20 protein-coding genes are annotated in these 24,572 nt (G+C 37.2%); 6 read left to right on the top strand and 14 right to left on the bottom strand.

What is annotated here, in order from left to right; all coding sequences use genetic code 11:
- Genes CCAL5182_RS05970 through mqnE form a run of 6 tightly spaced genes read right to left on the bottom strand, consistent with a single transcriptional unit; the run spans position 1 to position 5,954 of the window.
- Complete coding sequence (locus tag CCAL5182_RS05970) at positions 1–726, bottom strand: pilus assembly FimT family protein (RefSeq protein WP_169937850.1); 726 nt, start codon at positions 724–726, stop codon at positions 1–3.
- Positions 716–1,936 carry a hypothetical protein gene (locus CCAL5182_RS05965; RefSeq protein WP_336610505.1) on the bottom strand — a complete coding sequence of 407 codons (1,221 nt, stop codon included), beginning with the start codon at positions 1,934–1,936 and terminating at the stop codon, positions 716–718. Before CCAL5182_RS05965 ends, CCAL5182_RS05970 begins: the two co-directional genes overlap by 11 nt.
- On the bottom strand, positions 1,933–3,093 hold the full coding sequence (locus tag CCAL5182_RS05960) for an MFS transporter (RefSeq protein WP_336610504.1): 1,161 nt from the start codon (positions 3,091–3,093) through the stop codon (positions 1,933–1,935). Before CCAL5182_RS05960 ends, CCAL5182_RS05965 begins: the two co-directional genes overlap by 4 nt.
- Positions 3,094–3,105: 12 nt before the next feature.
- Complete coding sequence (locus CCAL5182_RS05955) at positions 3,106–3,543, bottom strand: phosphoribosyltransferase (protein ID WP_169937844.1); 438 nt, start codon at positions 3,541–3,543, stop codon at positions 3,106–3,108.
- Between the two features lie 12 nt (positions 3,544–3,555).
- Positions 3,556–4,869 carry an NCS2 family permease gene (locus tag CCAL5182_RS05950; RefSeq protein ID WP_336610503.1) on the bottom strand — a complete coding sequence of 438 codons (1,314 nt, stop codon included), beginning with the start codon at positions 4,867–4,869 and terminating at the stop codon, positions 3,556–3,558.
- 20 nt (positions 4,870–4,889) lie between these two features.
- Positions 4,890–5,954 (bottom strand): aminofutalosine synthase MqnE, encoded by a 1,065-nt coding sequence (gene mqnE / locus CCAL5182_RS05945; RefSeq protein ID WP_322619297.1) that lies wholly within the window; start codon positions 5,952–5,954, stop codon positions 4,890–4,892.
- 113 nt (positions 5,955–6,067) lie between these two features.
- On the opposite strand from mqnE, the gene CCAL5182_RS05940 reads away from it, so the two are divergent.
- Positions 6,068–8,563 carry an HD domain-containing protein gene (locus CCAL5182_RS05940; RefSeq protein WP_336610502.1) on the top strand — a complete coding sequence of 832 codons (2,496 nt, stop codon included), beginning with the start codon at positions 6,068–6,070 and terminating at the stop codon, positions 8,561–8,563.
- A gap of 3 nt (positions 8,564–8,566) precedes the next feature.
- Positions 8,567–10,378 carry a glutamine--fructose-6-phosphate transaminase (isomerizing) gene (glmS, locus tag CCAL5182_RS05935; protein ID WP_169972219.1) on the top strand — a complete coding sequence of 604 codons (1,812 nt, stop codon included), beginning with the start codon at positions 8,567–8,569 and terminating at the stop codon, positions 10,376–10,378.
- Positions 10,379–10,457: 79 nt separating this feature from the next.
- Here the strand turns inward: glmS and CCAL5182_RS05930 are convergent, their stop codons facing one another.
- The 4 genes from CCAL5182_RS05930 to thiC form a co-directional block, all read right to left on the bottom strand.
- Positions 10,458–10,940 (bottom strand): hypothetical protein, encoded by a 483-nt coding sequence (locus tag CCAL5182_RS05930; RefSeq protein WP_169937834.1) that lies wholly within the window; start codon positions 10,938–10,940, stop codon positions 10,458–10,460.
- A 32-nt stretch (positions 10,941–10,972) separates the two neighbouring features.
- Entirely contained in the window at positions 10,973–12,169 is a 1,197-nt protein-coding gene (locus CCAL5182_RS05925) for a tetrahydrodipicolinate N-succinyltransferase N-terminal domain-containing protein (protein WP_336610501.1), read from the bottom strand.
- Positions 12,170–12,332: 163 nt separating this feature from the next.
- Positions 12,333–13,433, bottom strand: coding sequence for an Mrp/NBP35 family ATP-binding protein (locus tag CCAL5182_RS05920; protein WP_169937830.1), 1,101 nt, complete (start codon positions 13,431–13,433; stop codon positions 12,333–12,335).
- Positions 13,423–14,757 carry a phosphomethylpyrimidine synthase ThiC gene (gene thiC / locus CCAL5182_RS05915; RefSeq protein WP_169972221.1) on the bottom strand — a complete coding sequence of 445 codons (1,335 nt, stop codon included), beginning with the start codon at positions 14,755–14,757 and terminating at the stop codon, positions 13,423–13,425. The genes CCAL5182_RS05920 and thiC overlap by 11 nt, the downstream gene beginning before the upstream one ends.
- A gap of 283 nt (positions 14,758–15,040) precedes the next feature.
- Here thiC and CCAL5182_RS05910 point away from each other — a divergent pair, with 283 nt between their 5' ends.
- The 4 genes from CCAL5182_RS05910 to CCAL5182_RS05895 are packed head-to-tail and all read left to right on the top strand — an operon-like array spanning position 15,041 to position 18,679.
- Positions 15,041–16,156: a bifunctional 2-C-methyl-D-erythritol 4-phosphate cytidylyltransferase/2-C-methyl-D-erythritol 2,4-cyclodiphosphate synthase gene (locus tag CCAL5182_RS05910; RefSeq protein ID WP_170016789.1), complete on the top strand. Its 1,116-nt coding sequence runs from the start codon at positions 15,041–15,043 to the stop codon at positions 16,154–16,156.
- Positions 16,153–17,043: a response regulator gene (locus tag CCAL5182_RS05905; protein ID WP_336610500.1), complete on the top strand. Its 891-nt coding sequence runs from the start codon at positions 16,153–16,155 to the stop codon at positions 17,041–17,043. The genes CCAL5182_RS05910 and CCAL5182_RS05905 overlap by 4 nt, the downstream gene beginning before the upstream one ends.
- A complete protein-coding gene (locus tag CCAL5182_RS05900; RefSeq protein WP_336610499.1) occupies positions 17,021–18,202 on the top strand; it encodes a sulfate adenylyltransferase in 1,182 nt (393 codons plus the stop codon). Before CCAL5182_RS05905 ends, CCAL5182_RS05900 begins: the two co-directional genes overlap by 23 nt.
- Before the next feature lie 9 nt (positions 18,203–18,211).
- On the top strand, positions 18,212–18,679 hold the full coding sequence (locus CCAL5182_RS05895) for a phosphatidylglycerophosphatase A family protein (RefSeq protein WP_336610498.1): 468 nt from the start codon (positions 18,212–18,214) through the stop codon (positions 18,677–18,679).
- 20 nt (positions 18,680–18,699) lie between these two features.
- Here the strand turns inward: CCAL5182_RS05895 and CCAL5182_RS05890 are convergent, their stop codons facing one another.
- The 4 genes from CCAL5182_RS05890 to CCAL5182_RS05875 form a co-directional block, all read right to left on the bottom strand.
- Positions 18,700–19,158 (bottom strand): fatty-acid--CoA ligase, encoded by a 459-nt coding sequence (locus CCAL5182_RS05890; RefSeq protein WP_336610497.1) that lies wholly within the window; start codon positions 19,156–19,158, stop codon positions 18,700–18,702.
- Position 19,159: 1 nt separating this feature from the next.
- A complete protein-coding gene (ccsA, locus tag CCAL5182_RS05885; protein ID WP_336610496.1) occupies positions 19,160–22,246 on the bottom strand; it encodes a cytochrome c biogenesis protein CcsA in 3,087 nt (1,028 codons plus the stop codon).
- 183 nt (positions 22,247–22,429) lie between these two features.
- Entirely contained in the window at positions 22,430–22,987 is a 558-nt protein-coding gene (locus CCAL5182_RS05880) for a c-type cytochrome (protein ID WP_169937815.1), read from the bottom strand.
- 94 nt (positions 22,988–23,081) lie between these two features.
- Positions 23,082–24,341 carry a major outer membrane protein gene (locus CCAL5182_RS05875; RefSeq protein WP_336610495.1) on the bottom strand — a complete coding sequence of 420 codons (1,260 nt, stop codon included), beginning with the start codon at positions 24,339–24,341 and terminating at the stop codon, positions 23,082–23,084.
- Positions 24,342–24,572: the final 231 nt, after the last annotated feature.

The raw sequence follows: 24,572 nt of genomic DNA, 5'->3' as shown, positions 1-24,572 counted from the left end.
CTACTTCTTACATTGGTTTGTAGAAGGGTCTAAAATACACGCATATCCAGTGTTTTGATGCACTAATATACTAACCGTTGAACTTCCATCTGATAAATTTATCCTGCAACTATCTTTTAAAAGCCTATCATATCCCCTTGCTGATCCGCCGCCATTAGTAGTACTTACTGTGCGCATAGGTCTTCCTAGCTCATCAAAAGATATAGTTTGCGATCTATTTCTTCCGCAACTACCTTCAAGCGTAACATTTGTTACTCCATATCTCTTTCCTATGTTTAAGGACTGGTCGACTTTTTTACAAGCCACTTTAGAAATACCTTGCCAACCTGCGCTTAAAAGATGTCCGTTTTTTATTATATTACTAGCTGCTTCCGACACGGAATTTAAATTCCCGGTTCCATCCTTTGCTATGTCATGATATATATGATATTTCCAACTTGATTTATTTTTCTTGTCAATATTGCAATTGGTTACAGAGGTATTATTAAAAGTTAAATTCCAGCGTTTTTTATACCACTCTTTTTGTGGATCGCCTTTGCTGTCAAATTTAAATTTATCATCTTGCAAAGCCAAATGTTGTGCGTATCTTATGTGTGTAATTATCTGTTCGGCTGCCTCGCGTAAATTATCACGCTTAACTCTAGGCACAGCAAGAGCCGCTAAGATACCGGCTATAACTATAACCAAAACAAGTTCGATCATGGTAAAGGCTCTTTTACTTGCCAACTGCATCTCTTTCTCTTATATCAAATGCAGCTATAGTTTTATCAAAAATTTTAATCTTCACATCTGCAAATTTATAATCACGCGAATTTAAAAGAATTGTATCGCTGCTATTGCTTACATTAATATTATAAAACTTAAGTCTTAAGGTCAATTTGCTATCTTCGGTATAAATTTGATCCAAACCCATCTCTTTGAGCCTATTTGCAAGATCTCTAGCAACATCAAATTTATAAACAAAATGATTATTTGGCTCATCTATAAATTTATAAGCAATTTGGTTGAAAATCAAAAATAGCCAGTTTAATCCCAAAAACACAAGGATAAGTGCAGTTATCAGCCTGTAAATTCTGCGAAATTGCGGTAAACGAACGCGGTATGAATTAAAAAACACCCTAACCATAAGCGGTGTTGCAATGATACAAAAAGGCAAAAATTCTTCCAGTTCAAGCTTTTGACGAACAGAAACAACCATGCAAAAACAAAACGAACAGATACAAACGAACCACAAAAGATCCTTTTTCTCTTTTATCCAAATTCTATAAAGAGTATAGACAAAAAAGATAAAAACAAATGGTGAAAAAACTGCAGCAAAGACCCCAAACGTATCCACAAAGTGTCCGCTTGGCCTGCCCCTGGTGTCAAAACCAAAAACATATAAACTAGCCAAAAAAAACAAAGCTCCAACCCATGACAAAAAGGCGTTTTTTCTATATAAACCGTATATAAAAAATGCCAAGTAAAGTATCAAAAAGTCGCCGTCTATAAAAAACGAAGCAAAAAATAATACATAAAAAATTCTGTTATATCCGGCATGAAAAGCATAAAGTATGGCAAGTGTTAGAAATATACAAAGCCCTGCATTATTTAACACCAAAGCACTAGCAAGCGTGCCAGGAAGTAGCATAAAAAGTAAGGTGCATATAATGCGATCCGGCTCAAATTTGAGATAAAATTTACTTAATTTATAAAGCAAAACGACACTTGATGCGTGTAAAATAATCATTGGAAGGCGCAAAGCAAGATCGTTTTGTCCAAAAATGGCACAACTTGCGCGAACTAAATATCCTATAATCTCATTACTTTGAAAAAAAAGTCTTGCCTCATAATAACTAATGCTTAAATTTAATCCACAATACAACAACAAAGCAAGCTCAAATAGGCAGATTATAAATAAATTTCTAACCCTGGACGAACTTTCGTAAAATCTCATGCAGTTTTCTCTTTTTTAATGTCGTTAAAATACAAAATAGCCATAAAGATTATAGCTGCTAAAAGCATGAATGTCAAAAGTAGTAAAAATGCACTCCATCCTCCATTTTGATAAATAAAACTAGGGGCAAAGCTGCCAAGTGCACCGCCGGTATAGTAAAAGCTCACATAAAACCCATTCGTCATGGCTTTATACTGCTTTGCTCTGGCGTTTATGGTGCTTGAAGCCACAGAATGCGCTATAAAATTTCCTATACAAACAACAACCATCGCCGTAAATAAAACGATATAGTTATCAGACCAAAACATAAAAATACTTAGGATAAAGATCAATATGCCGATAAGAACCGCTAAAAAAGGGTTTTTAAAAAATTTGACGATGTTTTTAACATTAAACGCTATCAAAACTCCCACAACATAACCAAGATACATCATGCCCGTTTTTGAACCGCTAAAATTTTCACCAAGACTCATCATGTAAAACGGAACAAAACTAAGTATGGCTTGAAAAGAGAAAAATACAAAAAATATCGAGGCGCAAATGTAAAAATTATGCTTTATCTTAAAAACCTCTTTAGCATCATGCAAGGTAGGCTTTATCGAATTTATGCTGCCGTCTTGAGATATTTTCTGTATCGCAAAAGCTAGCATGAGAAGAGAAATTCCAAGCGCAAGAAAGAAAAATCTCCAGCCAAAAATATCGGTAAAAAGCCCGGATAAAAACCTCGCTATAAATCCACCGATAATAGTAACCCCGACATATCTGCCGATATTTTGCCCTACTTCGCCGCTTGGGCTGTTTTGCGCGATATAGCTCATTATGCCTGTAAGTGCGGCAGGAGCGATAAGTCCTTGAATTCCTCGTATAAAAATGAGCAAATAATAACCGCTTGAAAGAGCAAATAAAATTTCTAAAATTCCAAATGATAAAAAGGCATAAAACAAAACGTTTTTTATGGAAAATTTCTCCAAAAAATATCCATAAACTATAGAAGCAACGGCAAGTGGAGCCAAAAAAGATGTTGTAAAAAGTGATGCTTGAAAACGTGAAATTTCAAGCATCTTTTCAAAGAGCGGCTGGATAGGTTGTGTGGCATACATGACGCACATCGCAAGAATTGCGGCTACATACATCAAGTAAAGATTCGCTCGTGCCACAAGTTTAGTCCACTAAATATGTATATCCCAGAAAAACTCGACCCACTCCGTCGCTTCTTTGACTCTATAATCAGGCAATAAAAGTGCCTTTTGTTTATAAAAAACAGTAGCGATTTTAATCTCCAAATCAGGATAGATTTTAAGCAATTCTCGCTTTATCTCAACCATGCTTTCGCCACTATCGATAATATCATCTACTAATAAAATTTTCTTATATCCGGTAAGGTTTGGGATATTAAAGATGTCGATAGTGTCTAGTTTATTTGTATTGTCATAGTGAATGGAATTTAGTGTAAATAAATTTCTGTTTTCAAGCGCAACTGCTAACGAGTGACCTAAAGTAAGTCCACCGCGTGCTATAGCCAGTATGACTTCAGGCTTAAACTCATCGTTTATTTGTTTTGCCATTTTTTGCACATCAAGTGCAAATTCCTCATAAGAATAAAACATAAATTTCCTTTTTTAATGAACTAAAAATATAATAAAACTAATAAAGGCAAGAACTATCACGCCAAGACTGATATCTTCAAATTCTCGCTTTAACAACTTAACTATCAAATACGCTATAAAACCAAAAGCCAAACCATTTGTGATCGAATACGTAAGTGGCATCAAAACAACGATAAAAAATGTCGCTATACTAACAGCCGTATCTTTAAAATTTACCGTTCCAAGCTCAGTAAACATAAGCACGCCGACCATTACAAGTACCGGATATATCGCATTTGCAGGTATAGCCTTAAACAACGGTAGCATAAAAAGCGTAAGGATGAAAAACGAACCACAAAAAACAGCCGTAAGACCGGTTCTGCCGCCCTGCTCAACTCCACTTGTGCTTTCTACAAAAGATGTTGTTGTACTAACTCCTATCATAGAGCCAACAACGGTAGCAACAGCATCTGCTTCTAATGTTTTTTCAAGTTTTTCAACACCGTCTTTTTTGCTCTCATCAAACATTCCAACACGCGTACCAATGCCTGTCAATGTACCGACTGAGTCAAATAGATCCGTAACAAAAAACACCACAATAACCGGCAAAAACGCTAATGTAAAATTCCCTGCTACATCAAAAAATACACTCTTTATATCAAGCTCTAAAAATATCGGAGCCATAGACGCGGGAAGTGAAATAAACTCGCTAGGATAAGGTGAGATACCTACTGCCCATGCCAAAGCAGATGTTAAAAATACCGCCAAGATAAAAGCACCTCTTATCTTCCAAGCCCAAAAAGCCACGACAAAAAATATCCCGGCGATACCTAAAAGCACTTGCGGATCTTTTAAATTTCCAAGTCCTACAAGAACCACGTCACTGTTTACTACAATACCCATTTGCTGAAGACCGATAAAGCTTATAAACGTTCCGATACCGGCGCTTATAGCACGGCGAAGATCAAGAGGAATGGACTTTATAACCCAGATTCTAAAATTTGTAAAAGACAAAACAACAAAGATGATACCTGATAAAAAAACTACTCCAAGGGCTGTTTGCCATGCCATGCCCATGCCGATAACTAGTCCAAAGGTAAAATAAGCATTTAAGCCCATGCCTACGCTCATAGCAACAGGAGTGTTTGCCCAAAGTCCGTTTAATATAGTTGAAAATATCGTAATGAGCGCGGTCGCGGTAATAAGTGCATCCATGGGAAGCCCTGCTTTGCTCATAATGATAGCATTAACAGGCACGATATACATCATAGCAAGAAATGTCGTAAGCCCCGCACTAAATTCTTGCCTTACACTTGTGTTATTTTGCGCTAGTTTAAAAAAGTCCAATGTAAGCTCCTTTTTTGTGATTAGTAAGTTTTTATTTCGTTATATAAGCTATCGCGCTCAACAGGGATAAAGCCCGAAGTCTTTATCAAGTCGCAAAAAGTTTTTAAAGTAACCCCATGCGCGCTTGCGGCTCCAGCAGCACTTTGAATACTCTCTTTTTGTATAGTGCCGTCAAGATCATCAGCTCCAAATTCCTGAGCTATCATGGCCAAATTTAATGTCGAAGTAGCCCAGTAAGCCTTGATGTGAGGCATATTATCAAGCACCAAACGAGAGATCGCCATTGTTTTTAAAATTTCAACCGAACCCAAAAATTTCACGTCTTTAAGATAGTTGTTTTCCCTTTGATACACAAGCGGTATAAATGCATTAAATCCACCCGTAATATCTTGCAAATCACGAATTCTAAGCATATGATCGATACGGTCAGCCCTGCTTTCTATATGACCAAACAACATCGTAGCGTTGCTTTCTTTGCCTTTTTCGTGCCATTTTTTATGAATTTCAAGCCAATTTTGGCTACTTACTTTTCCTTTGCAAATTTTAGCCCTAACATCTTCGGCAAAAATTTCAGCCCCGCCCCCAGGCATGCTGTCTACGCCGTATTCAAGCATCTTTTCTATAACCTCATCGTAGCTAAGGGAGTAATGGCGTGATAAAAAGTCTATTTCAGCCGCAGTCATCGCTTTGACATGGATAGTTGGGTGTTTTGACTTAATCTTCTTAAAAATTTCTAAATACCACTGCCAGCCGCTTTGTGCGTTATGAGCTGAAACGATATGTATCTCTTTGGCTCCATTTTTAACGCTCTCGTCTACGATTTGCATTATCTCTTCGTGGCTCATTTTATAAGGATTTGGATTTTTGCGATGCGCGGAAAATGCACAAAATTTACAGACGTCAGCACAGATATTTGTAGGATTTATATGGCGATTTATGTTAAAAAAGACCTTTTTACCGTGCATTTGACGCCTTTTAGCATCAGCAAATTTTGCTAAATCAAATAGATCAAGTTCATAAAGTCCAAGCGCTTCCTCGGCGTTTATACGATCGCCGGACTCAAGTTTTTTAATCAAATTCATTATTATTTCTTTTCCTAAAGCTTAAACTAGTTTGGTGATTATATGAAAATAAAGCTTTGTTTTTGCAAAAATTTAATATCATTAGCGCTTACAAATTTTAAAGAGAGCTTTAGTTTATGTATAGTATCGAGGATATAAAACAAAATAAATTAATAATCAAGGCAGATGAGACCTTTGCTCAGTCACGTCAGAAAATGACAAAATTTTTCCAGAAAAACCAAGGTAGAAATTTTGTAAATTTTTTGATAAAAGAAAATGACGACTTTATAAAAACATACCTAAATGCACTGGTAAAAGAGTATTTTGGCGACTTTGCGCCTGAAACAGATGCATTTAGTCTTAGTATTTTAGCTACAAACAAATACGCCCAAGGCTTGGTTTCGGTTGATTCCGCTTTTGAAATTTTAATTGTTTATAAAAATATTCGCGGATATAACATCAAAAATTTTATCAAAACTTTCATCGAACTACTCCACTCTTCTTCTATAAATTTACAGATAAAAACGATAGAAATAGATGAACTTTTTTTACATTACAAAGACGATATAAAGGTAAAAAGTGAAATTTCATGGGTAAGATATATCTGTGGCTCAAAAAGTATCTACAGGATGGCAAAAACCCAAATTCAACTTGCAAAAGAGCACAATAAACTTGAGTTTTTAAGCTATCATTTAAAGCCGTTTTTACCGTTTGAAAACATAAAATACTTAGAGCAAGAGCCAAATCTAAAAACAGGCTTTGGCGGAAGTGATGAAATTTGGCACTTAAACTGCATACTAAACTGCCTTGACAGCGAGGTTTCGATAAGAACTCAAGCTCTTAAGTTTATGGACGAGAAAGAAATTAGCGAGTTTAATCTAAACACCGACTTTTTAATGAGCCTAAAATCAGCTCTAAATTTAACCAAAAACTCCGATACCTTTATCGCTTCAAGCGTAGACGAAGTGACAAATTTAATGCAAACCAAGTCCAAAAAGACACAAGATACCGATAGTATAATAAGCCAAAAAATGCTTAGCAATATGAACAATATCGCGATATACTCACGCTTTTTGGCAGCGTCGCTTTGCAGACCTATGTTTAAAAGCGAGCTAAATTTCACTCAAAGAAGAGCCGCAAGACTTTCAAACGGACTATATCAGATACAAAACATAGTCTATACGCCAACGCACAAAAAACCAGTTGGTATAAACAAGCTCATAAAAGAACTTTTATCCCTAAAAGATATAGACTATAAATTTGATATAAGCACTATTTTCTACATCAAAAGGGCGATCATAACAAAACCTGAGCTAGAAAAAGCGATAATGAATTTTAAAAAGATATTTGCAAGAAACAATACCTATTGTATCTTAAAAGCCTTGCTTGACGCCCAGATCATCCAAATTTTAGTAAAACCGATGGAGCACATATCGCAACTTGCACAATACGACGGTTATCACAACTTTACCGTTGATGAACACAGCGTTCTTAGTGTCAAATACCTTGAAAACATAAAAGATAAATTTATAAAAAATTTATACAGCGAGCTTTGTGCCGAAGGTCGCATAATGCTCAAAATGGTCACTTTAATGCATGATGTCGGCAAGGGTGTAAGTGGCGATCACAGCGTAGTTGGCTCAAATATCTTCCGCGCATACGCAAACAAGCTAGAGCTTAGCGCAAAAGCGACAAACACGGGTGTCACACTGATAAAGTATCATACTCTAATGAGCAACATCGCAAACAGAGAGGACATCTACTCGCAACGCGTGATATTTGGCTTCATATCAAAGCTAGCAGAAAAGCAAAATTTAAAGCTTCTTTACATTCTTAGTTACTGTGTCATAAATGCCACTAGCGAAACACTTTACACCCCATACACGGCAAAGCTACTCAAAAAACTATACGACCTATCATACGAGAGCTTTGACGATGAGACGCTACTTGATGAAGCAACAAGGCGTGTAAAAAAAGAACATAGTATAAAAAGAAACGAGGAATTTGAAAGGCTTGATGATGCTATAAAAGCAAAACTACTTAAAATTTCATCAAATTTATTATTTGCAAAACATAGTGTGGTCGATATCATAAACATAGCAAAACGTGCGTATAACCTAACATCAACTCAAATGGACGTCTTAAACAACCAAAGCTTAAGTGTAAAAATCATCTCAAACGAAAATTTAAATTTATCCGCCCTACTTGCAGTTTTGGCTGCTTACGATCTTGCATATATGGAAATTTATGAGTTGTTTGACGATAAATTTTTCATCCGCTTGGAATTTAACAAAAATGTAAAAAATAGCGAACTCTTAAATTTAAAAGTAAAGGCAGATGAGGCACTTCATAGTAATGAAAACATCAAGCTTGAATCCCCTAAGATAAGCCGCGATGAGATAACTTTTGACATAAACCACTCAAACGAATACGCAAGGTTCAATATAAACGCCAAAGATCAAAGAGGGTTAATGGCATACGTGATGAGTGTATTTGGCAAAATGAACTTTAAGATCACAAGCGCAAAGGTGCAAACTATCAAAAATCGCACACGCAACCTTTTCCTAATAGAAAAAAACGATGAGCTGTGTTATAATGCCGAAAAAATTTTAAAACTATTAATAAGCGAGTAAAATATGTGTGGAATAGTAGGATATATCGGAAAAGACGAAAAAAGAAATATAATCATAGACGGACTTAGAGAGCTTGAATATCGCGGATATGATAGCGCGGGCATGGCTGTCATGAGCCAGGATGAGATAAGCTATTTTAAGGCTGTTGGCAAGCTTGATAATCTAGCCGACAAGACCAAAGATTTTAGCTCAAGCGGTCTTGGTGTAGCTATAGGTCACACAAGATGGGCTACACATGGCAAACCAACCGAGATCAACGCTCACCCGCACCTTGGCGAGCACTCTTTTGTTGTTCATAACGGCATTATTGAAAATTACAAAGAGTTAAAAGAAGAGCTTGAGGGCAAAGGCGTAAAATTTCTAAGTCAAACGGATACCGAGGTCATAGTTCATCTTTTTGAAGAGAACTTAAAACATATAAAAGATCCTTTCAAAGCCTACGAAGCAACAATCGCAAGACTTCACGGAGCTTACGCCACGCTACTTATAACCAAAACAGCGCCAAATAAAATTTTCTTTGCCAAAGTTGCTGCACCTCTTGCCATCGGCAAAAACGATAAAAACGAAATTTACTTTGCCTCTTCGGATGCTCCGTTAATCGGCGTTGCAAAAGAGGTTTCATATCTTGACGATAAAGCTTACGGTGTAGTAAGTATAGATAGTATTGAAATTTACAAAGACGGAAAAAAGATAACTCCACACTTTTCAACACTACCAAAAGATAGAAGTTATGCCCAAAAAGAGGGTTATAGATTTTTCATGGAAAAGGAAATTTACGAGCAAAATACCGTTGTTTCCGAAGCCATAATGGGACGCGTTAAAAACGGTAAAATTTGTCTTGAAAATTTAACCGATGAATATCTAAAAAATATCGACGACATCGTGCTTTGCGCTTGTGGCACAAGCTATCATGCGGCACTTACCGCAAGCTATCTTTTTGAGCGTTTAGCAGACGTTAGGGTTAAGGTCGAATTTGCCAGCGAATTTAGATACCGCAAGCCTAAGCTTAACACAAATTCTCTATTTATCGTTATCTCTCAAAGCGGCGAAACAGCCGACACACTTGAAGCTTTAAAGATCGCAAAAGAGGCTGGACTTAAAACCTTAGCGATATGTAATGTTGATAACTCGTCTATCGTGCGTCTTGCCGACACAACTCTTCTAACTAGAGCCGGCATAGAAAAAGGCGTGGCTAGCACAAAGGCGTTCGCAACACAGATCGTTTTACTTTGGATGCTTGTTTTGCAAATGGCAAGCGCAAAAAAAAGCATAAGCCAAAGCGAGCTTGATACTGAAATTTCAACCTTACTTCATATACCTCAAATTTTAAATATCGACAATAGCTTGCAAGAGCGTATTCACCGTCTTGCAAAACATTATCTGCATGGACATGGATTTTTCTTTATCGGAAGAGATATATTCTATCCGCTAGCTCTTGAAGGGGCATTAAAACTAAAAGAAATTTCATATCTACACGCGGAGGGTTATCCTGCAGGAGAGATGAAACATGGCCCTATAGCACTTGCCGATGATAGGCTATTTACTATCGCACTAATGCCTCAAACAACGCTTTATGAAAAGACAAAAAGCAATGTTGAAGAGCTTGCAGCAAGGGATGCCTACATACTAGCCATAAGCCCAAATGAGTTTGAGCTAAGCGATGATTTTATAAAAACAAGCAAGCAAGAACACCCTATGAGCGAGTTTTTTGAAATGATGATAATACTTCAAATTTTTGCTCTTGAAATTTCAATAAGACTTGGCAACAACGTAGACATGCCAAGAAACCTAGCAAAAAGCGTAACCGTAGAATAACTTCATATCTTGCCTGACCACAGATCAAAGCGATAAAAAACGCTTTGATTTTAGTCAGGGCAGACTCTAAATTTTAAAACTAACCTAAAATTTCGACCAAGCGAGACCTTGTCTCCTCACCCCATTCGCTTGCACTTATCACGCCGTCAACATCGCAAAGCTTTGCTTCATTTACCATGCAGTATTCGCTAAGTGCATTTTTGTATCCGCCTCTTATGCAAGCCTCTTTACCGATTAAAAATCCGGCTCCGCCAAATACCAATGCTCCAAGGTCAAAACACATCTTTATTCTAGCGCTAGAGCCACTCCTGACCCATGATAAAAAAATTTCATCATACCTTAGACTAAGTGCTCCGATACCGTCAGGAACAACCATCATATCTATACCATAAAGACTTTCTCCATAAATTTCAGGATGAAGCCTTATCCCGCTTTCATCAATAATCTCGGCTTTAAAAGCATAAGTTTTTACACTTATTTTTTCAAAAGTGCGTAAAAAACTATGTATCTGAGCAAAATTTAGCAAATTTACCTTGTCATATAACAAAATACCAACTTTCATCTCTATCCTTTATCAAAAATCTCAGCTAAATTTTAATGAAGCGCCTCATTTAACTTTATTGCTCTTTTACTTGCACTAGCGGTGATTTGTCCTGTTTGACTATTCTGACGGAAGTGAAGTCCACTTACTCCAGATAGCTCAAGACCTTTATAAATTTCTTTTTCAAATTTAAACTCAGGATTTATCAGGGCTAATTTACCGCGCTCTTCCTTGCTTATATACACTTTCGTTCCTTCAAGCACAGCTATGCCTGCGTCTACAATGCACTTGTCTCCAAGAGGTATACCGGTAACCGAATTTGCACCAAGCAAGCAGTTTTTACCGATACTTACTGGGTTGCCATTTGTTCCGCTTAAGACGCCAAGTATGCTAGCTCCTCCACCGATATCGCTTCCCTCGCCAACCACCACCGAACTACTTACACGCCCTTCTATCATCACGCTTCCTGTAGTTCCCGCGTTAAAATTCACATACGCAGCTCCAGGCATAACGGTTGTTCCTGCGCTTATTAAAGCACCCATCCTAACCTTTGCACTATCAAGGATTCTCGTGTTATCACAAGGTATGATATGACTTAAATATCTTGGAAATTTATCTACGCTAACTATTGTAGGATACTCACCGTTCATCTTTAAATTTACCTCGTTTTGACGTAACCATTCAAGCTCGATCGGTTTGCTGTTTGCATCCCAAGCGACATTTGGCAGCACACCAAATGCTCCATCAAGCACAAGACTTCTAAGTGGCGCTTTTTGTAAACTAAGCAGATAAAGTTTAAGGTAAACAACCTCTACACTTAACGGTTTTGTATCTTCAAATATAAAAACAACACGAAATTTACCAACATTTTTTTGCTCTTCAAGAGCGTGTTTTACATTATAAACCACCTCAACATTTTTATGTGTTTGCATCTCATCTTTAAACACACCAAGAAGTTTCCATGCTTTTTTTGCTGCTCTTTGGCTAAATTCCGCCACAAATTCACTGCCATTAAAATCAACACTTATCCCATCTTCGCTCAAAGCCCAGATAATAGCTGCCGCACTTAAAAAATTTTCCTTAAAACTTACGGCCGCATAGCTTGCTTGCAAGATCTTATCTTGATCTAGCTGGCCTTTATCGACCCTTGCGATACCAAAAGCGATCGGGTCTTTATAGCCTTTGCTTGCTCTTAGGGTTTCGCAAAATTCTTTAAATTCATTGGCTGTTTTTATTTCGATTTTTGACATTTTTGCTTCCTGATTTTTTAAAAGAGTTTAGCAAATTTTGTATAAAAGATTGATGATTGAAAAATGAGAGTAAAATTTAAATTTATATGAAAGAAAAATGGTAACAAAATTCTAAGTCAAGCAAATCCGGTGTCGACTTAGAATTTTAATTAGCTTAAAAGTATTATTTACTGCAAGCTGACTGTCCATCCATTACAGGCTGTATAGCAGAGTTATCGGCACCGCCGTCATTATTTATCTTTTCTATCTCTTCCCAAAGCTTTTTAGCTGCCTCTTCGTAGCGTTTTGCAGTTATGCTTTCAGGCTGATAAAAGCTTATAGGCTTACCGCTATCGCCACCTACACGCACTGCCGGCTCGATAGGAATTTCAGCTAAAATTTGAGTGTTATAATCTTTAGCTATAGCCTCTGTTGTGCCTTTGCCAAAGATATCATACTCTTTACCGTTATCAGGACAGATGAAACCGCTCATGTTTTCTACTATTCCTGCGATTGGGATATGTAGTTTTTCAAACATATCTAGTCCGCGTTTACTATCATCAAGTGCAACAACTTGAGGTGTAGTAACACATACTCCGGCAGTTACAGGCACGCTTTGAGCTAAAGTTAGTTGCGCATCACCGGTTCCTGGAGGCATATCTAAGAACAATATATCAAGCTCGCTCCAAAGCACGTCTTTTAGTAGCTGCTCGATCGCTTTCATTATCATAGAGCCACGCCAAATTAACGAAGCACCCTCTTCCATCAAAACACCCATACTCATCATCTCAACACCGTGACTAAGGATAGGCTTTAGTTTGTTGCCGATAACTTGCGGTTGAGTTTGTGTCTCGCCTAACATTCTAGGGATATTTGGACCGTAAATATCAGCATCTAAAATTCCCACTTTTTTACCAAGTTTAGCCATAGATATAGCTAGATTTAAAGTTGTGGTTGACTTGCCAACGCCGCCTTTACCAGAGCTAACCATGATGAAATTTTTTATCTGAGGTGCGATATTTTTACCGCTAACTGAGTTGCTTTTCTCATCAGGTATCTTTGGCTGAGCGATACGAATAATCGCCACATGCGGTGTTAAAACACGCTTAATATCCTCTTTTAGCTCTTTTACCATCTCAGGATTTGAGCTTACTATCTCAACGTCAACCTCTATCGGATCGCCCTCTTTAACGCTTTTTACAAAGCCAAAATCCACAATACTTTTTTCAAAGCCAGGATATATAACGCCTTTTAGGCGCTTTAAAATTTCCTCTTTATTTAACATTATTTTCCTCCGTTATCTTTCTTGAAATTTTATATGCACAAAATTTTGGACCACACATAGAACAAAAGTGCGCCTCTTTAAACACATCTTGAGGCAAGCTCTCGTCATGCAGCTCTCTTGCCTTATCAGGATCAAGCGCTAGTTCAAACTGCTTGTTCCAGTCAAAATTATATCTAGCATCGCTCATTGCATGATCGCGATCTATCGCTCCTGCTCTACCGCGAGCTATGTCGGCTGCGTGCGCTGCGATCTTATGGGCGATTATACCGTCTCTTACGTCAGCGGCATTTGGCAAGCCAAGATGCTCTTTTGGAGTAACATAACAAAGCATAGCTACACCATAAGATGCCGCCAAAGCCCCACCTATAGCACTTGTGATATGATCATATCCAGCACCTATATCAGTAACAAGTGGACCTAGCACATAAAACGGTGCATTATGACACCACTCTTGCTGAATTTTGACGTTGTATTCGATTTGATTTAACGGCACGTGTCCTGGACCTTCGACCATAACTTGCACGTTTTTATCCCATGCTCTAAGCGTAAGCTCGCCAAGTACCTTTAACTCGCTCAACTGCGCTTCATCAGTTGCATCATACAAGCAGCCTGGACGCAGACTATCTCCTAAAGAAAGAGCAACATCATACTTAGCGCAGATATCTAAAATTTGATCAAATGCCTCATAAAAAGGATTTTCTTTATGGTAGTGCATCATCCAAGTCGCCATAAGGCTTCCACCACGACTTACTATGCCCATTTTACGCTTTGATATAAGCGGCATAAATTTAAGTAAAAACCCGGCGTGTATCGTAAAATAGCTAACACCTTGTTTTGCCTGCCGCTCGATCACTTCAAGCATCGCTTCTATGGTCAAATTTTCTATCTCGCAAACATCATGTATGATCTGATACATCGGAACAGTGCCAAGAGGAACGTTGCAATTTTTAATTATCGCCGTTCTTATCTCGTCAAGATCGCCTCCCGTGCTTAAGTCCATAACCGTGTCTGCACCGTATTTTAGACAAATATCAAGCTTTTCAAGCTCGCCGTTTATATCACTAACAAGACTTGAATTGCCGATATTTGCATTTACTTTTGTTTTTGCGTCTATACCGATCGCCATCGGGATTAAATTTGTGTGATTTATATTTGCAGGTATTATCATGCGTCCTTTTGCTACACACTCTCTAACAAAGTCAGGCTCTAAACCCTCAACCTTTGCGACATGGTGCATTTCAGGCGTTATGACACCCTGTTTGGCGTAATACATCTGCGTTGGAGTAGCATCGTTTTTACGCTCTTTTATCCACTCTTTTCTCATGATTTTTCCTAAAATGAAATCGGATAATTTTACTGCATTTTAACTTCTGTTATGCTTTAACATAAATTTATGTCTATCTTTTCAAATTTACAAAGCAAAATTCAAGTTTTATAGATGTATAATATCGTAACATTTTGATGTTTATTTACATAAAATACTCTTTAAAACAACATGCTTTAAAGTTGTTTTATGTTTTATTTTTTGCCTTTTCTCACAAAAATCTTAATAATGTTTCTAAAAGAAACCAAAAATATCAAACAAAAGGCAAAGCAAGGAGATAGATTTGCTAGATATTACACTTATTATGCTTGGAGCCGGGGATTCTACGCGTTTTGGACTACCGGTAAAAAAACAATGGCTAAGAGTAGGTTCTGATCCGCTTTGGCTAGTGGCAACTAAAAATTTGAGTGGTTTTTACTCATTTAAAGATGTTATAGTTGTTAGTAAAGAGAGTGAGTATATGTCCTCTTTCGCGCCAAATTATAAATTTATAAATGGTGGACAAACTCGCCAAGAAAGCCTAAAAAACGCACTTTCACTAGTAAAAAGCGAATTTGTTTTAGTAAGCGATATAGCACGCCCGATGATACCAAAAGAGCTTTTTAATAAAATCATAGAAGGCGCGAAGCAAGCAGACTGCGTAGTTCCTGCACTTAAGATCGCAGACACTGCCTATCTTGGCGAAGAGGCTATCGATAGAGAGAGAGTAAAACTTATACAAACCCCTCAACTTTCGCGCACAAATTTACTAAAACAAGCGCTTGAAACAGATGTTACCTATACAGACGATAGCTCTGCTATAAGAGCGGTCGGCGGGTCTGTTTGGCATATTTTAGGAGATGAAAGAGCTAGAAAAATAACCACAAAAGAGGATCTTTCACGGCTTAACCTTGTCTCTCCTAGCCTTGAACAATTTGTCGGCACGGGATTTGACGTGCATGAGTTTGCAAAGGGCAGAGAGCTCTGGCTGTGCGGGGAAAAGCTTGAATTTGAACTAGGATTAAAGGCTCACAGCGACGGAGATGTAGCGCTTCATGCTTTAACAGATGCGATCTTGGGAGCTGCAGGGCTTGGCGACATAGGAGAGCTTTTTCCTGATACGGACGCAAATTTTAAAGACATAAGTTCGATGTTTTTGCTAAAAGAGGCTTATAAAAAAGTCCAAAGCGTTGGTTTTGAGCTTGTAAATGCAGACATAACGATAATGGCTGAAAAACCAAAAATTTCTAAATTTAAAAGAAAAATGGCGGAAAATATCGCGGTCGCTTTGAATTTAACACCAAATCGCATAAACGTAAAAGCAACTACCACCGAAAAACTTGGCTTTGTTGGACGTGGCGAAGGCATAGCCGTTATAGCAAGTGCGAGTTTAAAATATTATGACTGGACAAAAATATGAAAATTTTAATAGTAGAAAATGAAATTTACCTAGCAGGCTCTATCGCAAGTAAATTAGCTGACTTGGGTCACGAATGCGAGATAACAAATAACGTCAAAGACGCACTTAAATACGAAAATTTCGATGTTGTGCTACTTTCTACAGCACTTCCGGGGCAAGACTTCTACCCTGTGATAGATAAATTTAAAGATGCTATCATCATACTTCTTATCGCTTATATCAGTAATGATACCGTTTTAAAGCCGATACAAGCGGGAGCAAATGACTACATCCAAAAGCCTTTTATGCTTGAAGAACTCGTTAGAAAAATAAGGCATTTTGAAGAACACAAACGCATGAAAGCACTTTTACAAAGCTACGAAGACTACATACAATACACTCTTCGCAACTACAAAATAGACGACATAGACGTCAAAAAGGTAAAACTCCCTCTTTTAATACGCACGTCAAAAATACCTTATGCGGACAAATTTGTCCAGCTTTATATGAGCGAGATGAAGACCCCTTTTATCTTCTGTCCGGCAACTAAACTAGCCCAGATCGATAAAATTTTAAAACAAAATCCAAAAGAGCATCTTTATATCTCAAATTTTCAACTACTAAAAAATGACGAACAAGAGAGAATTTTATCGTTTTCATACAAAAAAAAGATAGTCATCTCAACAACAGACCTAGAGCTATCCGTGCCTTTTGATACGCTTGATATAGTAAATGAGGCGCAAGGATTTAGCGTGGATGAGATAGTAACTATCGACGAATACATAAGACACATTATAACCACATATCAGGATAGATTTCCAGATACGGAACTATCTAAAAAACTTGGAATTTCACGTAAATCACTTTGGGAGAAAAGAAAAAAATATGATATCCTCAAGAAAAAATAAAACTATAGCCATAAGCACCGAAGCGTTTGGAACGCTTGAACTTATCAAAAACAACATCATCTCAAATTTTAGCTCTTTTATGGACTATGATCAGATAAAAACAACGAACAAATACGGTTTTTTCGAGGGTGAGCCGATGCCTTACTCTTTTGGATTTGCCCCATTTGGCGATGAAAATCAAGCAGTCGTAAAAAGCTTAAAACAAGGAGAGAGAGTAAATTTATCGCTAAAAGGTGAGATAATCGGGCATGTGGATGCAGATAAAATTTTTAAACTAGATAAACAAACAAGTGAAAAAAATATATTTTTAGCTAATGAATCAACAAGTGTCCATCAGATGAGGCTTGGAGAATACGCCCTAAGCGGAGAATTTGAAATTTATGACCAAGAGCTAAAAAAGACAAAACAACGCCTTCAAAAGGTCATTAAAGAAACGGATGCAAAGAGGATAACTGCGCTTTTCCTTACTGCTGATCCATTTAACCGAGCACATGAGCGCCTAGTGAGAATGACAATAGATAAAACCGACTTGGTTATTGTGTTTTTAGTAAGAACAACGCAAGATAGTCATATAAACTACGACTTGCGCAAAGAGGTGCTTGAGTATTTTAACCAAAACTACTTACCGTCAAACAGGATTTTTATATTTCCGTTAAGAAACACAACCCTTTTTAGTTCACATAAAAATCCAACACTTGAGTATATAACTGCTCACCATTTAGGAGCAGACAAGCTAGTTATCGGGCAAAATCACACAGGCATAGGTATGTTTTTTGATCAAAACGAAGCCCATACTATACTTGATAAATACAAAGACGCTTTAAAGATGGATATCATCATCTTACCGGAACTTGTTTACTGCAACAAGTGCAAAACTCTTGTAAGCACAAAAACATGCCCGCATGGTGCACATCATCACATCAAATACCATCCAGACACTATAAAAACGCTACTTTTTCAAGGTATTTTGCCGCCTGCTATCTTGATACGCCCGGATATATCGGCGCTTATTTTGTCACAAATTTTACCGGATAGGTTTAAAGATATTCAAAAACTATGCGATGATTTATTTCCAAATTCAGGTCTTCTTGAAAAACGCAGCGATCGCGACTTTTATGAAGAGTTAATGAAACTTTATCAAACATCATCAATGACTTAAGGACGATACATGCAAAAATTATTTTTGACATTTTTTGGAACTGGGCTTCTACCAAAAGCTCCTGGGACTTGGGGTTCGCTAGCCGGTATGGTTTGCGCATATATAATTCTTGCGTATTTTTCTTCTACGACGCTGTTTTTAGCTAGTATTTTGCTGTTTTTGCTTGGCGTAAGCGCAGTGGAAAGCTATGAAAAAATAACCGGTGAACACGATAGTTCACATATCGTTATAGATGAAGTTGCAGGTGTATTTTTAGCGATAGCTATTAGTGGAGCTACGTTTGCTCAAATTTTGCTATCGTTTTTATTTTTTAGACTACTTGACATCAAAAAGCCGTCTATTATCGGACGTATAGACAGAAATGTCAAAGGCGGACTTGGCGTTATGGGAGATGATATGGTTGCTGGATTTTTCGCGGGACTTATGAGTGCGATAGCTTATGGGGTATGCCTAAAATTTGGTATAAATTTGATCTAAGCTCGTTAAGATACGAGCTTTTATCTCGCTCTATTTTTTCTATTCTCTACGCCTTGGCTTTCATACTCCTCTATCTCGACGACATACTCGGGATTTTTCTTCTTAAGCCCGGCGTTTAATGCGGTTATTATCTTAGCATCGGCATTTTTATGACTACATATAAGAAGAACCAAATTTAAATATATTCCCGCTTCTTGAGGCGCTTTTCCGTTTTGTTTTTGTGGAAATTTAAACTCTTCTATAAATTGACTTACAACCATAGCTAGATCATCTTTGCTCTTTTTGCTATCAGAAGCTATACTGATAAGATCTTTTATGCTAGTCTCTTTTTTGGGAGTTGCTTGCTTTGCGGACTTAGGAGCCACTTTATGTTCTATGTCGTCATTTTTTATAAATTTGATCAAAACCATCATAAGCACGATAATAGCGATTAAAAAAATCGCTATTATAACAAGCAAAAACGTGCTTTGTGTGCCCATGTTAAAGTCTTGAACAGATATTACGTTTTGGATACGCTAGAAGCGTAATCGCCACCATAACACCTATCATGATCCAAATAAAATCCGGTACCGGCAACGGATCTCCTGCTGCATACGAGTGCATACCCGCCAAGTAGAAATTCACGCCAAAATACGTCATAAGTATCGCCCAGTATGCAAAAAACGATGCAACAGCAAAGGCGTATTGGTTATTAAGCTTTGGTATAAATCTAATATGTAAAACTGCCGCATAAACCAGTATCGACACAAGAGCCCAGGTCTCTTTACTATCCCAACCCCAGTATCTACCCCAGCTTTCATTTGCCCAAACACCGCCTAAAAAGTTTCCTAAAGTTAGCAAGCTAAGACCAAGTATCATCGCCATCTCATTTATACGAGTAGCCTCTGTAATGTTGCGTGAAATTTCTTCGTTTGGTTTTTTCTTGCTTTGCATGATGATAAGTATAAGCACAAAACCGCCAAGCAATGCACAAAGCCCTAAAAATCCATAACTAGCTGTAATAATAGAAACATGGATTGTTAGCCAGTAGCTTTGAAGAACAGGCACAAGCGTTGTTATCTGTGGGTCCATCCAGCTTAAATGTGCAACAAAAAGCGTAACACCGGCAAGTATAGATGTAAGCGCGATAGCTATCGGGCTACGTTTTGAAAACACTATACCAGAAAGACCAAGCGCCCAAGCGATATATACCATAGACTCATAGGCATTACTCCAAGGAGCGTGTTCTGCGATATACCAGCGAAGCCCAAGACCAACGGTATGAACTGCAAATGCAAGTAAATTTATACCATATATCACCTTAACGATCTTGTCGATATTTAGCTTTGGAGCTAACATTTTTATAAACACAAACAGCAACAACACTAAGCCGGCTAGTAAATATATCGGTGTTAAGCGATCAAAAACTTGCAGCTTGTTAAACAAAAGCTCGGTTTCTATCTTTTGCTTTGCAGGCATTATTTGTGAACCGTAGTTGTTTTGATACTCAAAAATTTTATCCAAAGCCTTATCCGCTTCACTCCATTCTTGAGTTTTTACCGCATTATCAACTGCTGTAAAATAATCCCTCATCATGCCTATAACCAAATTTCCCTCTTCAGGAGAAAAATACATCATTGCCGATGCAGGAGAGTACCAAGTGTTTGATGGATCATCTTGTTTTGGAAAAATTTTAAATATCTCTCCTATAAACATCATATAAAAGACATTTAGCCTTTCATCTATCTTGATCACATCTTTATCAAAAGTGCCACGCGAGCCAGGGTGTTTACGGTTAGCTTGCTCGGCAAATTTAGTAAGCTTATACTCGCTTCTGCCATCTTTACCTGGTTTAAAAAAGTCGTTAAAACTAGCGTATTTTGCATTTTCAGATACTCCCAAAACCTTTTTTAACTCGCTGCTTGACCCAAGTGCGATCACAAATTCATTACGCCAAAACTCCGGCATAACCATTATGGAAAGCGCTGCTTGGTTTGAGTCAAGTGAACCGATACGATCTTTTCTGTGAAATTTGTTTAATACTTCTTTACTAAGCGTATCAAAAGGTTTCATCCTGCCGTCAGGACTTTGCACGATAAGCCTTGAAAGCTTTTTGGCATGCTCTGGACTTATACGAGGCAAGAAGTCGTCAGCCGCTTTTAGCTGAGTTAAATTTAAAGCAAAAAGCCCGATCACAAGGAAGCTTGCTACTTTTTTTACAGAGTCGTTATCTATCAGTTTTGCTAGCTTTCTAAATCTACTTGTAGGGTTTACTACATTTAAGAAAAATCCTATGCCAAGCAAAAAGTATCCGATATAAGTCGGGATCTTGCCGGGGTCTTTGTTTACTGATAGTATTGTTCCGCGCTCATCTTGATCATATGAGCTTTGGAAAAATCTATATCCATCATAATCTAAAACGTGATTCATATATATCCTATAATCAAAACTTGGACTATCTCCATCTTTAACGACAACTTCACTTGCATAGCTCATTGGGGAATTTGAGCCAGGGTATCTTTTTAATTCAAAATCTTTTAAATACAAACTAAAAGGAAGCTTTATCTGTTGAAGTCCCCAAGATGCGTTAAACTGCTGACCTGCGACTGTAGCTTTACTAGGCTCTATAAGGTTATAAAACAGTGGAATTTCTTTGCTCTCACCCTTATATGTTAAAAGCACGTTTACTACGTCAAATTCGCCGTTTTGATTTGCCATGAGCTTTCTTTTTGCCTTAGCTGAAATAAATTTAGATATAAAATTTACTCCCTCTATCGTGTATAAATTTTTCTCTTCAAACTCATTTACACTCTCTGGGCTAATCACACTTTTAGAACTATCTATCATTGAAATTTTACTTAACTCCATGCTTGAAGTAACGCTAAATTTTCCATTTTCTAGTTTAAAAAGAACAAATTTTTGATTAGATTTTGGCATTGTGTTAAATAAGAAGCTTATATCACCTGCAACGACTTCTTCGCCCTCAAGTAGATATACATCTTCTCTATTTTCATCATCAGAGATCGTTAGCTCTATAACGGCTCTTCCACCCTCATCGTCGACAAATCTATATGCGGCGCTTGGCAGATACTCTACAAATTTCATATTAGCACTATCTTGACCGATCTTGAGCTTTATATCAAAGCCGTTTGTTACTATGTCGTTAAATGAACGAGGTATCGAAGTAGTAACCTCTTGTCCATCAACCAACGAACTTAGACTTATGTATGTGCCTTTTGTTGTTACAATATTAGTTTGGGAATTTTCTCTAATATGCACATTGCCTTCAAATCCAAAATACCTAGTTATCCCTGCGCCTATAAGTATAACTATAAAACCTGCATGAAAAAGCAATGACGGGAGTTTTTTGACATTTAAAAGCTTATATTGATAAATATTGTAGGCTAAATTTATACCTAACAATAACTGCACAAATGCAAACCAACCAGCACCATATACATAAAACCATGCGGCTTCGGTACCAGACTTACTCTCAATAATGGTTGCCGCGCCACTTCCGATAGCAAAGATAATCATCAATACTATCGCTGAACTCATACTTAAAAAAACTGATTTAAAACCAAACATTAAATACCTTTGTTGTGTAATCACACAATTATATAATAAAATATTTAACGCAACCGTTAATTATATGGTTTTTTAGGGAGTTTGTGAGGAAGCTAAAGATATAGCGTAAAATTCATATAAATTTATTATAAATTTTACGCTCTTAAGGATTGGTTGTCAAAAAGCGAGCTACCGATAGATATTTTATCTTAAATAGCTGCCTTGTTTTTTCTCGGTAGAAACAGGTTTATTTTGTAGCTCCTCTTGCTCACTTAATGCATCTTTGCCTTTTAGGTATGCGATTATCGCTCCAAGATCTTGGTTGTTTACTATCTTGGCCTGTGTTTGCATAAGTAGTCTTCCACCCTTGCCAAATTCCGTATCACTTCTATATGAAATTATAGAGTCTTCTATATCCTGGGCACTTAAATTTTTAAGAGCCGTTGATCCATAAGGTCGTTTGTCTGCATTTTCACCGTGACAGCTCATGCACTGCTTTTCATACAGTTCTTTTCCTAAAGATGCGCTATATCTACCTTTGCGATCGACGCCGATTTTTACTATCCTGTTATCTTTGTATTTTCTAGGGTCTTCGTCGATGAAAACTTGAATTTTCTCATTTTTTTCATTGGCCTGTTTTGTTGCCATATCAGCAAGTTCTTTGCCAAACTCTCCATACGCTCTTATATAGTAAACTTCTGAAGCGCCAAATACACTTGCCGCAAAAACACACGCCAAAAAAGAAATTTTAAAAATTTTCATAAGCTTCCTTTTAAATGTCCTAAATTTAAAAATCCCAAGTTAGGGATACTAACTTGGGATTATATCATAAGCTTGTTAAATAAAGCTAAGTGAATTAGAATGAGTATCTAGCCTCAAATCTATATTTTTGAGAATCGCGATCAGATGCACCTTTTTCATCATAGTTAGCCCATGAGTAGAATGTGCTGAATTTTAGCTTTTTGTTGTATTGGTAAGCTACAGCAGGCATTACTTCTTGGTAATCTGTTTCATTACCTCCAGTGTATTTAACTGTACCAGCTACATAATCAACACTAAATTTAAATTTATCAATTCCATAACCTAGTTTAGCAAACCAGAAGTTACCTTTACCTTCAGCTAATGTATAATCACCAACTTTATCAGAGAATTGCTCAGCAACATCTATTAAAGAGCCTTGGTCTTCTAGGCTAAATGATGTCATGCCTTTGTTTTTAACATCATATCCGATATAACCAGCAGTTGCGCTAACGCCAAAGAATTCGCCAGATAACTCACCTGCATAGAATTTACCGTCATTATAATCAAAGCCTAGAGCTTTTCCTGCATTTTTAATATCTGAATTTGCATCAGAATTTACAAATTGACCTTTAAAGCCGATATTTACATCATTAGTAACATCAAAATCACCTGCTAGTTCAAGAGCAAGAAGGTCTGTTAGGTTTTCAAGAGAAGCATACCATAGTTGGAAACTAATAGGATCATAAGAACCGATAGCAGCTACACCATATAGGTTACCTGCATCATATTGCTCTAGTGTTCTGCCAGCAATAGGAGCTGGAAGCTTAGCTGTTACTGCTTCAAAATCATAAAGACCGCCATCACTCTCTTGCTTATCATTTTCAAGTCCATCAAATGCTATAGCAGCTAGAGTTAAGCCCTCTACATCTTTATTTAAAACCTTAACACCTGTGCCAATAGCATCATCAGTAAAGAATGTACCTAGAGTTTGTTTACCTGCTGTGATTGTAGTGTTAGCATAAGTATATCCTAGGTAAAATTGATGGATGCCTAGATTACTATCATTATTTACATTTGTTTTGTCTGTTCCAGTGTTTGTTCTGCCTGAATCGTCAGTCTTGTTATATCTAAGACCTATAACGCCAAAGAAGTTATCATCGATAGCCGCTTTGAAGTTAGCTATAAATTTAAACTGATGTCCTGCGCCAGTTGTGCTTCCAACTGCATCATCTGTAGTTTTATTTGTATAGCGGTATCTTGCCATACCTGAAACGTCTACATTTTTAATAGCCTCTTCAAGTGGAGTAGCAGAAGCAACGCTTGAGAAAGCACCTAAAGCAACCAAAGTAGCTAGACTAATTTTAGCTAATTTCATTTTCTAAGTCTCCTTTTAAGAAATATTGTGAAAGCCATTATAATACAGATTTTTTGATTTTAAGCTTAAAAAATCATAAAAATCTACGAATTTGTTACCGTGTATTTACCGTATATAGAGCAAATATGCTTTTGTTAAGAAAAAGGACTTGCTAATGTAATATGAAAATATGCAAAAAAATAATTTTATAAAAAGAATTATGACAAAAAAACATGAAAGATAAGGAAAGGG

It is taken from the genome of Campylobacter sp. 7477a (genome assembly GCF_014892335.1).
Lineage (GTDB): Bacteria > Campylobacterota > Campylobacteria > Campylobacterales > Campylobacteraceae > Campylobacter_A > Campylobacter_A californiensis.
The sequence above is the reverse complement of the archived record's forward strand: the minus strand, read 5'-3'. Positions and strand labels throughout refer to the sequence as shown.